13 protein-coding genes are annotated in these 12851 nt (G+C 65.1%); 9 read left to right on the top strand and 4 right to left on the bottom strand.

What is annotated here, in order from left to right; genetic code table 11:
• Positions 1-3: 3 nt before the first annotated feature.
• The gene (gene apaG / locus HNQ08_RS00150) at positions 4-423 is read right to left on the bottom strand and encodes a Co2+/Mg2+ efflux protein ApaG (RefSeq protein WP_184126871.1); all 420 of its coding nucleotides are present in this window, start codon (positions 421-423) and stop codon (positions 4-6) included.
• Between the two features lie 113 nt (positions 424-536).
• Here apaG and HNQ08_RS00145 point away from each other — a divergent pair, with 113 nt between their 5' ends.
• Positions 537-1610 carry a M20/M25/M40 family metallo-hydrolase gene (locus HNQ08_RS00145; protein WP_229789514.1) on the top strand — a complete coding sequence of 358 codons (1074 nt, stop codon included), beginning with the start codon at positions 537-539 and terminating at the stop codon, positions 1608-1610.
• A gap of 297 nt (positions 1611-1907) precedes the next feature.
• On the opposite strand, the gene pilC is transcribed toward HNQ08_RS00145, so the two are convergent.
• A complete protein-coding gene (gene pilC, locus HNQ08_RS00140; RefSeq protein WP_184126867.1) occupies positions 1908-3128 on the bottom strand; it encodes a type IV pilus assembly protein PilC in 1221 nt (406 codons plus the stop codon).
• Between the two features lie 56 nt (positions 3129-3184).
• Here pilC and HNQ08_RS00135 point away from each other — a divergent pair, with 56 nt between their 5' ends.
• From HNQ08_RS00135 to aguB, 4 genes are all read left to right on the top strand, one after another.
• Complete coding sequence (locus tag HNQ08_RS00135; protein ID WP_184126865.1) at positions 3185-3826, top strand: L-threonylcarbamoyladenylate synthase; 642 nt, start codon at positions 3185-3187, stop codon at positions 3824-3826.
• A complete protein-coding gene (gene scpB / locus HNQ08_RS00130) occupies positions 3819-4376 on the top strand; it encodes an SMC-Scp complex subunit ScpB (protein WP_229789513.1) in 558 nt (185 codons plus the stop codon). Before HNQ08_RS00135 ends, scpB begins: the two co-directional genes overlap by 8 nt.
• A gap of 128 nt (positions 4377-4504) precedes the next feature.
• Positions 4505-5263, top strand: a complete 759-nt coding sequence (locus HNQ08_RS00125) for a DUF4388 domain-containing protein (RefSeq protein WP_184126863.1) — start codon at positions 4505-4507, stop codon at positions 5261-5263.
• Between the two features lie 44 nt (positions 5264-5307).
• Positions 5308-6213: an N-carbamoylputrescine amidase gene (gene aguB / locus HNQ08_RS00120; RefSeq protein ID WP_229789510.1), complete on the top strand. Its 906-nt coding sequence runs from the start codon at positions 5308-5310 to the stop codon at positions 6211-6213.
• A 90-nt stretch (positions 6214-6303) separates the two neighbouring features.
• Here aguB and HNQ08_RS00115 read toward each other — a convergent pair whose 3' ends face one another.
• Positions 6304-7308 carry a C40 family peptidase gene (locus tag HNQ08_RS00115; protein ID WP_184126862.1) on the bottom strand — a complete coding sequence of 335 codons (1005 nt, stop codon included), beginning with the start codon at positions 7306-7308 and terminating at the stop codon, positions 6304-6306.
• Between the two features lie 239 nt (positions 7309-7547).
• On the opposite strand from HNQ08_RS00115, the gene HNQ08_RS00110 reads away from it, so the two are divergent.
• Together HNQ08_RS00110 and HNQ08_RS00105 are read left to right on the top strand one after the other, a co-directional pair.
• Positions 7548-8837, top strand: a complete 1290-nt coding sequence (locus HNQ08_RS00110; RefSeq protein ID WP_184126860.1) for an MFS transporter — start codon at positions 7548-7550, stop codon at positions 8835-8837.
• An 82-nt stretch (positions 8838-8919) separates the two neighbouring features.
• Entirely contained in the window at positions 8920-9081 is a 162-nt protein-coding gene (locus tag HNQ08_RS00105) for a hypothetical protein (RefSeq protein ID WP_169739084.1), read from the top strand.
• A gap of 95 nt (positions 9082-9176) precedes the next feature.
• Here HNQ08_RS00105 and HNQ08_RS00100 read toward each other — a convergent pair whose 3' ends face one another.
• A complete protein-coding gene (locus tag HNQ08_RS00100) occupies positions 9177-10925 on the bottom strand; it encodes an SLC13 family permease (protein WP_184126858.1) in 1749 nt (582 codons plus the stop codon).
• A 290-nt stretch (positions 10926-11215) separates the two neighbouring features.
• Here HNQ08_RS00100 and HNQ08_RS00095 point away from each other — a divergent pair, with 290 nt between their 5' ends.
• Both HNQ08_RS00095 and leuB read left to right on the top strand, forming a co-directional pair.
• Positions 11216-11797: a 3-isopropylmalate dehydratase small subunit gene (locus tag HNQ08_RS00095; RefSeq protein ID WP_184126856.1), complete on the top strand. Its 582-nt coding sequence runs from the start codon at positions 11216-11218 to the stop codon at positions 11795-11797.
• Complete coding sequence (gene leuB / locus HNQ08_RS00090; RefSeq protein WP_184126854.1) at positions 11790-12842, top strand: 3-isopropylmalate dehydrogenase; 1053 nt, start codon at positions 11790-11792, stop codon at positions 12840-12842. Before HNQ08_RS00095 ends, leuB begins: the two co-directional genes overlap by 8 nt.
• Positions 12843-12851: the final 9 nt, after the last annotated feature.

The following is a 12851-nucleotide window of genomic DNA, read 5'->3' as shown; positions in this document are numbered from 1 at the left end:
CCCCTAATTCAGGGTCCGTTCTCCCGGCACGTCCAATATGAAGGGCGGAATCGACACCCGTGCCCGTGCTCCCCAGGCGTCTTGCATGACGTAATAGCCGCCCATGCGTCCTGGAACTGCTTCTACAGTCACGAAAGAATCGTAGACGAAGATGCCTCCTGGCGGAATGACCGGCTGCTCGCCCACCACCCCGTCGCCGTCCACCTGGATCTCGTGGCCAAGCGCGTCCACGATGTCCCAGTGGCGGGCCAGCAATTGCCAGGTTTGATCGCTGCGGTTCTCGATCCGGATCACGTAGGAGAAGACCCGGCGCTCCGGCGTGCTCTGCGCCGCTAGATGCACCACCTGGACGTTGACCTGAATGCCCTGTGCATTGTCGGTGCCGGGAGGCTGTGAGCGTTCTGGATCGGGAGGATGGCTCATGGGTGCAGAGGATAGCGGAGGCCGCAGTCACAACGTTCTCAGGGAACTGCAAGATCAATCGGTAGGCCAGGTGCCGGATGCAGCGCTGGTGGGTCTGCTCTAAACTGCCCCGCGTGACTTCCAACTCAGATCAGAACGCCAGCATCAACAAGGACTTTCTCTTCAAGCTGCTGTCCGAGGCCGCCCCCAGCGGTCAGGAGCGCCGCGCCGCCGATGTGTGGAAGGCCGAGGCCAGCGCCTTCGCCCGCGTCTCCGAGGACCATTACGGCAACGTGTATGCCGAGCTGGGGCCGGAGAATGCTCCCGCGATTGCCCTGATGGGCCACCTGGACGAAATCGGCCTGATCGTGTCGTTCGTCGGCGACGAGGGCCTGATCAGCTTCCTAGGTGTGGGCGGCTGGGACCCGCAGGTGCTGGTGGGCCAGCGTATTCGCCTGCTCGCACCGGGCGGCGACGTGATCGGCGTGATCGGCAAGAAGGCCATTCACGTCATGGAAGCTGAGGAACGCACCAAGGCCAGCAAACTCGAGGAACTGTGGATCGACGTGGGCCTGGGCAAGGAAGAGGTGCAAGAACGCATTCCGGTAGGCACCTACGGCGTGATCGAGCAGGGACCGCTCATGGTGGGCGACAGGATCGTCAGCCGCGCGCTGGACAATCGTGTGGGTGCGTTTATCGTGCTTGAAGCCCTCAAGGCGCTGCAGACTACGGACCTCAAGCACCGGATTGTGGCTGTTGGCACCAGCCAGGAAGAAATCGGTGTCTTCGGCGCAACCGTGAGCGGTCACCGTCTCGATCCTATCGCGGGCGTTGCCGTGGATGTCACTCACGAGACCAAGCAGCCCGGCGTGAGTGAGAAGAAATACGGCGTGGCCCCCTTCGGCAGTGGTGCCAATCTGGCGGTTGGTCCGATGACCAGCCCGGTGGTGCTGCGCCAGATGGTGGAGGCCGCCAAAAACGCTGAGATTCCCTACACCCTGAGTGCATCTGGCCGCTATACCGGCACCGATGCCGACGCCCTGACCCTGGTGCGCGGGGGCGTGCCGTCCGCCGTGGTCAGTATTCCCAACCGCTATATGCACAGCCCCTCCGAGATGGTCGACGTGCGGGACGTGAAGGCGTGCATCGACATCATCGCCGCCTGGGTCAAAGCGCTGGAGGAAGGGCCGGACTTCACGCGCGTGTAAGTCCTGTGTTGCGGTAGGTGCCGCCCCCGGCCGCTACAGCTGCTTTTGTTGAATGTCACCTATGGAGGCACACTCGATCACGGCCTGTTTTCACTTGCAAGAGCCTGCCGAATCGGTGGGTTTTTGTGCTCTATACAGCACTTACCTGTGGAAGCATAGGTGCCGTTCTGCAAAGAAAGAGAGGAAAGCTCTCGATGAATCTCGTGTCAGACGAACAAAAGAGCGCCCGCTTGGGCGCTCTCCTGGGGTGATGACATGTATATCCGAATGGTGACAAGTACCTCCTCCTGTACAACACTACTGGCTGAGTTGGCCGATGATGCTGAACATGGGCAAAAACATCCCGGCGACGATGGTCCCCACGATTCCGCCCAGGAAGACGATCATGATCGGCTCGATGGCTGCCGTCATGCTCTCGACGGCCTCGTCGACTTCGCGGTCATAGAAGTCGCCCACCTTGGCCAGCATTGAGTCCAGCGCGCCAGTCTCCTCGCCGATAGAGATCATGCTGACCACCATGGGGGGGAAGACCTTGCTGGTCGCCAGACTGGAACTCATCTGCTCACCCACCATCACGACGTTCTTGGCGTTCTCGATGGTGTCCTCGACGATGGCGTTATCAGCCGTACCCTTGGTGATTTCCAGCGCCTCGATGATGTTCACGCCGCTGCTGATCAGCAGTCCAAAAGTGCGTGCAAAGGAGGCAATGGCGCTTTTCTGGGTCAGGTTGCCGAAGACCGGCAGCTTGAGCTTGATGTCGTCGATGGTGGTGCGCCCCTTGGGCATCTTGTAGACCCAGCGGTATACGAAGGTGAGGATGATCGCAAAGACCACGATCAGCCAGGCCGAATGTTTCAGGAAGTCCGACACGGCCATCAACATCTTGGTGATGAAGGGCAGCGGCGCATTGAGCTGCGCCAGGATGCCCGCAAACTGCGGCACGATGGTGGTCAGCAGGAAATAAGTGATCAGGATGGCAAACACCAGCACCACCACTGGGTACGTCAGCGCACTCTTGATCTTGCCGCGCAGCGCCAGTTCCTTTTCCTGGAAGTCGGCGATACGCTCCAGGACCTGATCCAGCGTGCCGCTGGTTTCTCCAGCGCGCACCAGATTGACGTACAGGCGATTAAAGATCTTGGGGTACTTGGCGATGGCCTCGCTCAGGGGGGTGCCGGCCTCCACTTCGCTACGCAGGGTTTTGACGGTTTTCTGAAACCCCTTGTGTTCGATCTGGCCCTGCAGCACAGCCAGCGACTGTACCAGCGGCACCCCGGCGTTGATCAATGTGGCGAGCTGCTTGCTGAAGATCGAGACCTGCTTGAGGCTGGGGGGACGGTCATCCAGAAAGGGGATCTTCAGGTCCGCGTTCAAACCGCTCTTGGGAGCCTTGATCTCGACGATCATCAGGTTCTTGGCGCGCAGCGTGTCGCGGACCTGGGTGGCCGTCTCGGCCTCCATCTGGGATTTGAGCACTTTGCCAGAGCGGTCACGTGCACGGTATTCGAAGACGGCCATAGTCCGGCCAGTATAATCTGGGGTGGTCTTGCGCTGGCCTTACAAGCGCTGTCCCTATGCCTGAATTCCCCACTTTTTCTTCCCAACATGCTGCCGCACTAGACCGTGCCTGGACCGTTCTCGAGGGCGGCGGTGTGGTGGCCTATCCCAGCGAGACGGTCTGGGGTCTGGCCGTTCTACCGGATCATGCTGTGGCCGTGCAGCGCCTCTATGAGATCAAGGGCCGGGCGGCCCACCGGCCTGTACAGGTCTCCTGTCAGGACGCTCGCGCGGCGCTGGAACTGGCCAGGCCGGACGCCGCGCTCACGGCCCTGTCGGTGCTGTGGCCCGGTCCGCTGACGCTAGTGACTCCGGCCCTGCCCGAGACCTCGCCCATGCTGGCCCCAGGGGGTCTGGTGGGGCTGCGCGTGCCGTCCCATCCGCTGGCGCTGGCGCTGCTGCGCCGCAGTGGGGGGCGATTGTTGACCACCAGCTGTAACCGCAGTGGTCAGCCTCCGGCCCTGACGGCGGCCGAAGCGAGCGGCATGGAGCTGGCCGATTTTGTGCTGTCGGACTTCTCGGATGGGGGTGCTGACGAGCTGCCGGTGGGTGGACAGGCCAGTACGGTCATTCAGTTGCCGCAAGGAACGGTCTTGCGTTCGGGGCCGCTGGACGGGGCGGTAGCCGCGCTGCTCGCCAGGTTGCAGACCGGTGGTTGATCTTCCCGCGGATTCCGGCGCCCCGCCCAAGCTGTCGGCGCTGATCGGTGCGGCGCTGCTGGCCGCCGGACGGCCCGTAACTGCGCGGGAACTGGCCGACACGTTGGACTTGTCCGAAAGCGCCGTGCAGCGGGGCCTGGAAGCGTTCGCGCGCTCCCTGGCCGCCTCCGATCTAGGCTTCATGGCCGAGGCCGTGGCGGGGGGCTGGCGCCTGATCGTGCCGCCCGCACTGGCCGCCCGGCTCTCGCCGCTGCTGGCGCCGCCGCCGCTGCCTGCGCTAAGCAGCGCCGCGCTGGAGGTGCTGGCTGTCATTGCCTACCGGCAGCCCGTCACCCGCGCCGAGATCGAGGCCATGCGCGGCGGCAGCGCGGGCACTGTGGTGACCCTGCAAGAACGCGAACTGGTTAAGGTGGTGGGCCGCTCAGACGCGGTGGGCGGCCCGCTGCTTTACGGAACCACCGCGCGTTTTCTGCTGGACTTCGGGCTGGGCAGCCTCGATGATCTGCCACCCCTCCAAGACGGCGGTTTCTCGCACCTGTTGCGTGGGTAGGGCAGGCAGGGGCGACGCGCAACTTGAGCTGTCGGGGGGGCCGGGGGTAACCCCCCCCAGAGGGCGAATCCATCTCTGGCCGTTCCCGCTACACTCTGTGGCCAGGCGTTCCCTAAGCCTCATCCCCCATGACCAACACCGCCAGCCTCGAAACTTTCGATTTCCTACAACTTCTGTACCTGCTGAGTGAGCAGGGCCGCACGGGCGTCCTGACCGTCCATCGTACCGACGGGCCGTTTCAGGCCTATCTGGAAGGCCACTGGGTGCGCCACCTGCAGTTTGCGGCCCAGACGGGTATTCCTGCCCTGCTGAGGCTGCTGCGCGACCCGCGGGGCCAGTTTAAATTCGACGAGGGCATTGCGCACCCCAATCCGCTGCTGAACATGAACCTGGACGACGTGGCGCTGGACGTGCTTGACAGTCTGCCCGAAATCCCCCTGCCCTTCAGCGGCCCGGTGAAGATCACCTCGCCGGAACGTGTGGCGCGCATTCGCTGGGGGCTCAAGGAGCAGGAGATTCTCAAACAGATCGAGGTCCAGCGGCCCGTCTCGGTGCTGTCGCAGGACCCCGACGCCCGCAGGCTGTTGCAAAAACTGCACCACATCCACCTGATTGCGCCGCGTAAGTCCCGGGTGGCCCGCCTGAACGTGGCCGTGACCCGCGAAGTCCGGGGCGTGGTGGTGATCGACGAGCAGATCATCAGGCGCTGGAAGGAAGATATGCTGCGTCCACCACAGCACATCGCCATTCGCACCGACGACGGTCAGGTGCATACCCTGCCCGTGCGCGGCGGCCCGAATCTGTCCAACGCACTGATGGTGCCGCCCGAACTGCTGTTGAGGACAGGACTGGGAGCTGGAGACAGCGTGCTGGTGCGTCCGGCGTGAGCTGGATTCCGCTCCCTGTCACTTCAATCCGTTAGCCTCGGCACATGACCACGATGCCGAGCCAATCCCCCCAGACCGTGAAACTGGCTGTTATCCAGATGCACGTCACCGATCAGCTGGACGACAACGTGGGCCGCGCCGAGGAGCATGTGCGCGACGCTGCCCGGCAGGGCGCAAGGGTGATCTTGCTGCCTGAACTGTTCGAGAACCTGTATTTCTGTCAGGTCGAGCGTGAAGACTACTTTGCCCTCGCCCACCCGCAGGACGGCCACCCGTTTATCGGGCGTTTCCAGAACCTGGCCCGCGAACTGGGCGTGGTACTGCCACTGAGCTACTTCGAGCGGGCCGGGCAGGCGCACTACAACAGTCTGGTGTGCATCGATGCCGACGGTGAGGTGCTGGGCAACTACCGCAAGACCCACATCCCCGACGGTCCCGGCTACGAGGAAAAGTACTACTTCAACCCCGGCGACACCGGTTTCAAAGTCTGGTCCACCCGCTACGGCCGCGTGGGTGCGGGCATCTGCTGGGACCAGTGGTATCCCGAAACGGCCCGCGTCATGATGCTCCAGGGCGCGGATTTCCTGCTGTACCCCACCGCCATCGGGAGTGAGCCCGCCGAGGTCGAGTCGCCCAACAGCCACCACATGTGGCAGCGCGCGATGGTGGGCCACGCCGTCAGCAATTCCAGCTATGTCGGTGCGGCTAACCGCATCGGCACCGAAATAGTGGGCGGCCTGACCCAGACCTACTACGGCCACTCGTTCATTAGCGACTACACCGGCGAACTGGTGGCTGAATTCGGCGACACCGACGAGGGCGCGCTGATCCACGATCTGAATCTGGCCGAGGCACGTAAATTTCGCGCGGGCATGGGCTTTTTCCGGGACCGTCGCCCTGAACTGTACGGTCCCTTGCTGACCGTGGACGGGGTCACACGGCGAGGCTGAGGCAGGGAAAACGGAAATGGCCGTCCACCCCTGAGCGTCCCGCATAAAGCAAAGCCCGGAGTTATGCGTGGGCGCAGGTCGGGCAGGAGCTCAGGGTCTCTGAATTGCGTATGGAGTGCTCAGCACGCGCCGGGCTCCCCGGTAACGCGGCCCCCAGTAGCGGTCAGCCATCAGGGTATCCAGCGCGACCTTGCCCTGGTAACTGTTGGCGCTGACAAAGGTGTCACCGCCCAGGTAGATGCCCACGTGCGAGATGCGCCCTCCGCCTTCGGTGTCGAAGAAGACGAGATCGCCGGGTTGCAGGTCTTCTGCCGCTACTGGCTGGCCCACCTGCGCCTGATCCGCGCTGACGCGGGGCAGCCGAACGCCCAGCGGCGTGAAGACCTGCAGGACGAAGCCGCTGCAATCCAGACCGGCAAGGGTGGTCCCGCCGTAGTGGTACGGCGTTCCCAGCAGCGCCATGGCCATGCCGCGCCAGTCACCCGGCAGGATGCTCGCGGTAGCGGTGGGGTCCGGTTGTGCCGCGCTGGGGTTATGGGCGGCGGGCCACTCGCCCGCGGTCTGCGGCCCGTCGGGGACCGCCTCGGGCGGCTGTGGAGAACTCAGGAGCGCCGGAGGTGTCAGCGTGGGCAGGACGGGCGTCACAGCAAGCGGCCCTGGCGTGGGGGCCAGGGCGACGGGGACGGGCTGCGCAGCGGGCAGGGTGGCGTTCGCGGGCAGCCGCAACACTTGCCCCACGCTGAGAATCGCGCCCTCCGGCAGCGCATTCTCGGCCAGCAGCGCGTCCACGCTGACGCCATAGCGGCGGGACAGCGCGTACAGCGTTTCCTTCGGCCCGACGACGTGCCGCGCCACGCTGGAGACCCGGAGCACCTGGCCGATTTTGAGGTCCGGACTGTGCAGGCCGTTGAGCGCCAGCAGGGCCTCCACGCTCAGGCCCGCGCGTTTGGCGAGGCTGTAGGCGGTGTCCTTGGCCTGCACGGTCACGGTCATGCCCTGAAATCCCTCTGTCTGGGCCGCCGCGTGACCCCCCAGGGACAGCAGGGCGCTCAGAAGCAGGGCTGGAATCGAGGGAACAATTGTCGTTCGAAGCATCGGATTTAAGCTCGCAGGGGGCGAAAACAGAAATTCAGAGAACCGTATTGGGAAATGATTGTGCATACGGTAACACAACATCAAGAATTGGAAAAGGAGAGGGGTGTGAGAATTGTGTCGCAGTGACCACTCAGCGTCGGGGGGAGGGAGGGTAATGCCCGCGCCCGGTCATCCTCACGTCCCCTTTAGTCGGTCTGCTGGGCCGCTATCCACGCTCCGGGCGGGCGTATGGTGGGCGGGTGTTTGCGCGCGTCGGCGAGTGGCGGATCAATACCTTCAGGGCACTTGGGCATCCCAATTACCGCCGCTACTGGCTGTCGCAGCTGCTGTCGCTGGTGGGCTCGTGGATGCAGACCACCGCACAGCAATATCTGGTGCTGGAACTGTCCGGGGGCAGCAGCGCAGCGCTGGGCTACGTGACGGTGGCCCAGTTCATGCCCAGCCTGCTACTGTCTCTATTCGCTGGGGCCATCGTGGACCGGGTGCCCCGCCGGCGGGTGTTGCTGACCACCCAGCTGGTGCTGCTGAGCACCGCCCTGACGCTGGCCGTGACCACCCACCTGGGCGTCGTTTCGCTACCGCTGGTGATGATCCTGGCCTTCGTGTCGGGCTGCGCGAACGCCTTCGACATGCCCGCCCGCCAGAGCATGGTGGTGGACTTCGTGCCGCGCGAGGCCGTGTCGAACGCAGTGGCCCTCAACAGTCTGTCCTTCAATGTCAGCCGAACGCTTGGGCAGGCGTTGTTTGGAGTGGTGGCCGTGCTGGGGATTCAACTACTGGCCGGGGGCGACGCCACCGACATTGCCCGGCTGGCCTTTCCCTTCTATCTGAACGTGGCGTCGTTCGGGGCCGTGCTCTACGTCCTCTCGATCCTGCCTTTCCCGGCGCGGCCAGGCGTGGAACGCGGCAAGGTCTCCGACGACATCCGCGAGGGCCTGCGCTACGTGCGGGCCACCCCCGCCGTCCGCAACGTGATGCTGCTGGTGGGGCTGCTGAGCCTGACCGTCATCAATTTCAACGTGATCATCCCCTACTTCGCCCGCGTCGTGTACGGTGAGCGCGAGGCCGCTTTCGGGCTGCTCTCGGCGTTCTTCGGCGTGGGGGCGATGGGCGGCGCGCTGTGGCAGGCCAGCAAGCCCAATCCGGTGCGGAACCTGCGGTACGGTTCGGTCATCCTGATCGTCTCTACCATTACGCTGGCGCTGATCCCCAGTTCGGTGCTGGCCGCGCCGGTGCTGGCGGCCTGCGGTTTCGGGATGCTCACGCTGCTGGTCAGCGCCAATAGCACCGTGCAGCTGACTATTCCCGATCACCTGCGAGGGCGTGTGATGAGTCTGTATTCCTTCGTGCTGGTGGGCATGGGGCCGCCTGGGGCTCTACTGTCCAGCGCCCTGATTGACAAAGATGGGCCGCTCGGCTCGCGCTGGGGCCTGATCGTGCTGGCGGCGCTGGGGCTGATCGCGCTGCTGGCGCTGTGGCGGTCCCTGCCACGCGTGCTGGAAGGCCCGAAAGCGATGCCAGCGGATTGAAGCCGCGGCCCCGCCCTTCCCACCCCCAGTTCCTCAACCCGGTTCAAATCCCGCCCCATGCGCAGACTGTTATGCTTCACACATGGTTTCAGACCGCACCCACGAACATTCGCAAGTGCTGATCACCTGGACGCTGATCGTGATCGGCATCGGCGCGGTCATCGGCATCGGCACCGCCGCCGCCCTGATGGCGCGCAAGGACCGGCCCCTGCTGGATGACCCCGACGCACCGCTGTTCATCTGAGGCGTAAAAGCAAAGAGCCCCCTCGCCGCGTCCCCTTTCCGGCGCAGAGGGCTCTTTCGCATCTTTCTGGTCAGCGTGCCGCTTTCCCCGGCTCTCTAGAACGGCCACACGCGCGGAATGACCAGTAGGGCCGTCGCGAACGTTACCAGCGTCAGCCCCGAGCCGACGCGCACGAAGTCCAGGAAGGTGTAGCGTCCAGGGCCGTAGACCAGCATGCATGACGGCTCCAGCGGTGTGATGAACGAGTTGCTGGCCGCAATCGTGATCCCGATAACGAAGGGGCGCGGGTCATAGCCCAGCGTCTTGGCGGTGCCGATGGCCAGGGGCAGCATCACCAGCGCTGCCGCCTGGTTGCTCATCGGCTGGGTCAGGGCCACAGTCACCAGGAACAGCGCGGCCAGCAGGCCATACGGTCCCAGTGGCTCCAGCACGCCCGACAGTGCCCCAGTCAGGACCTGCGCTGCCCCGGTCGCCTCGAAGGCCGTGCCAAAGGCCAGCATGGAGGCGATCAGCACGATAATGGGCCACTCCACCGCCCCGTAGGCTTCCTCCGGCGAGATCAGGCGGAAGATCAGGCTCAGGGCAACGGCCACCACCACCGCGACCGCCAGGGGCATGACGCCGAAGGCGCCCAATCCCACTGCCCCCACGAACACCGCCACCGCCAGCGGCGCGCGGCGCGGGTCACGCTGACGTTCGGTCAGATCACCCATTACCGCCAGATAGTCGCCCAGCGAATCGATGCGGGCGGCATTGCCCTGGATCAGCAGCATGTCGCCTACCGCCAGCCGCAGGCCCGCCAGCCGCTCGAAATGCTGCGCTCGGCGGTGCAGCGCCAGCACCGAGACGCCGTAGCGCTCGCGGAAACGGCCCTCCTTGAGCGTGCGGCCCAGCAGCGGGGAACCCGGTAGGACGACGGCCTCGATCAAGCGCACGTCACCGTCCTCGCCCGGCGCGGCGCGCAACTTCTGCTCGGACTTGCTGATCACGCCCAGCGTGCTCTTTCCGGCCAGGATGCGCTCGGTCTGGCCCTCCACCGCCAGCGTGTCGTCGGGCTGCACCACAAACTCCGGCCCCGGCGCGTAGAAGGTCTGATTGTCCCGCCGCACGGCCACCACCGTTAGGCCGTAATCGCGCCCCAGGCCGCTGTCTCGCAGGGTCTTGCCCGCCAGCGGACTGCCGGAGGACACCGTCAGGTCGGCCAGATATGCGCGCAGGGATTCTTCCAGCGCGGCCTCGCGCTCCGGCAGCAGGCGGGGGGCCACGAGAAACAAGTACAGCAGCCCCACCACGGCCACCGGCACGCCAACCCAGGCCAGCTCGAAAAAGCCCAGCGGTCTCTGCCCAGTGGTAGGGAGCGCTCCCGAAACCACCAGATTGGTGGTGGTGCCAATCAGGGTAATGCTGCCCCCCAGGATGCTGGCAAAAGCCAGTGGCATCAGCGCCCGGCCCGCGCCGATGCCGCCCCGCCTGGCCAGCCCTGCCACCACCGGCAGGAAGACGGCGGTGGTGGCGGTGTTGCTGGTAAAGGCGCTGATCCCCGCCACCGTGCCCAGCAGGCCGCGCAGCATGGCCGGGGCGTTGCGGGCGCGGCGGGCCAGCGACACGCCGATCCACTCGATCACCCCCGCCCGCAGGAGGACCCGCGTCAGAATGAACAGTGAGGCCAGGGTCAGCACCGTGTCGCTGCCAAAGCCCGCGAAGGCCTGCTTGGGCGTGACCAGCCCGGTCAGCAGCAGCGCCGAGAGCAGGCCCAGCGCCGTGACATCCACGGGCAGCCATTCGGTGGCGAACAGCACCAGCGCGGCCACGAACAGGATCAGAATGAGGGTTACCGGGTCCATGGGTTCACCTGTCAGCAGAGGAGGATGGGGGAGAGGAAGGCCAACCTTCCTGCGGCTGCCCAGAGTGTGGGCGTGGCCCGAAGCGATCAGATGAGAGGGTCTAGATCAGGTCTAACGGCTCGCGGGCCGGAGCGGTGTGGGTGACCGGGCCATGAAATTCACTAGGGCGGTTCTCAGATTGCCCACTGCCGTGTCCTCTCGACAACCTGCCCTCCTGCGGTGGCACGGATACGGCAGCGCTGATACTGTGACCGGACACCGGCTGTCGTCCCCGCCCCCAAGGAGTGCCCATGCCCACCGTTCACGTCTTTGCCCGCGATCACATCAACACCGACGAAATTATTCCGGCCCGCCACCTGACCACCGACGTGGAGGCCGAACTGGCGAAATTTGCGATGGAGGATTACGACAAGACCTTCGTCCGCCGCGTCAAGCCCGGCGATATCATCGTGGCCGGGGCCGACTTCGGCTGTGGCAGCAGCCGCGAGCACGCCGTCTGGGCGCTGCGCGGCGCCGGAGTCAGCGCGGTGATTGCCCCCAACTTTGCGCGCATCTATTACCGTAACTCCATCAACAACGGCTTTCTGGCGCTGGAATGCGACGGCATCGTGGAGGCTTTTGAGGACGGCGACAGCGCCGAGTTGGACTTGCAGGGCGGGACCGTGACCAACACCCGCACCGGGCAGGCCCTGACCTTTGTGCCGGTGCCGCAGTTTGCACTGGACGTGCAGAAGGCTGGGGGCTGGCTGGAGTACATGAAAGAACAGGACGCGGCTGATCTAGAGGCCGAAACCCTCCAGGCCCACAGCACCGAGGCGGGCCACTCTCACCCCGGTCAGGACTCTGCACAACAGGAGAAACAGCATGCCTAAGATCGTCACGTTGCCCGGCGACGGCATTGGCCCCGAGGTGACCGCCGCCGCTGTCCAGGTGCTGCGCGAGGTGGCCCCCGACCTGCAGTTCGAGGAACACGCCATCGGAGGGGGCGCCTACGAGGCCCACGGTGATCCTTTCCCGCAGCGCACCCGCGACGCGCTGGCCGACGCCGACGCCGTTTTGCTGGGCACCGTGGGTGGCGCGCAGAACAGTCCATGGAACAGTCTGCCGCGTCCCTTGAGACCCGAGAGTGGTCTGCTGGCCCTGCGCAAGGCGCTGGGCTGCTACGCCAACCTGCGTCCGGTGCGCGTGCAGCCCGGTCTGGAACACCTGTCGCCCCTCAAGCCCGAACTGGCCCGTGGCGTGGATATTCTGATCGTGCGCGAGCTACTGGGCGGCGTGTATTTCGATGGAGACCGCAAGCTCGACGGCGACACCGCCTACAACACCATGCGTTACACCACCCCCGAAGTGGAGCGCGTGGCGAAGATGGCCTTCTGGGCCGCCGAGCAGCGCAAGGGCCGCGTGACCAGCGTGGACAAGGCCAACGTACTGGAGGTCAGCGAGTTGTGGCGGCGCGACGTGCAGGCCCTGCGTGACCGCGAGTACCGCAGCATTCACCTGAACCACGAGTACGTGGACAGCGTGGCCATGCTGATCGTCTCCGATCCCAGCCGCTACGACGTGATCGTCACGGAAAATCTGTTCGGCGACATCCTGAGCGATCTGGCCGCCGTGATCCCCGGCAGCCTGGGTCTGATGCCCAGTGCCAGTCTGGGCGACGGCGCGGGTCTGTTCGAGCCGATCCACGGCAGCGCCCCCGACATTGCCGGCAAGGGCGTCGCCAACCCCGCCGCCGCGATCATGAGCGCTGCCATGCTGCTCAGGCACGGTCTGAAACGCAGCGACGCGGCCAACAGCATCGAGCGCGCCGTGGCGCTGGCGCTACGCGAGGAGCCCACGCGTGATCTGGGCGGCAAGGCCGACACGAAAACCTTCACCAACGCTGTGCTGGAAGCGATGGGTACGCCCGTCGGCTGAGCAGAGGGT

This window comes from Deinococcus humi, from assembly GCF_014201875.1.
GTDB lineage: Bacteria > Deinococcota > Deinococci > Deinococcales > Deinococcaceae > Deinococcus > Deinococcus humi.
The sequence above is the reverse complement of the archived record's forward strand: the minus strand, read 5'-3'. Positions and strand labels throughout refer to the sequence as shown.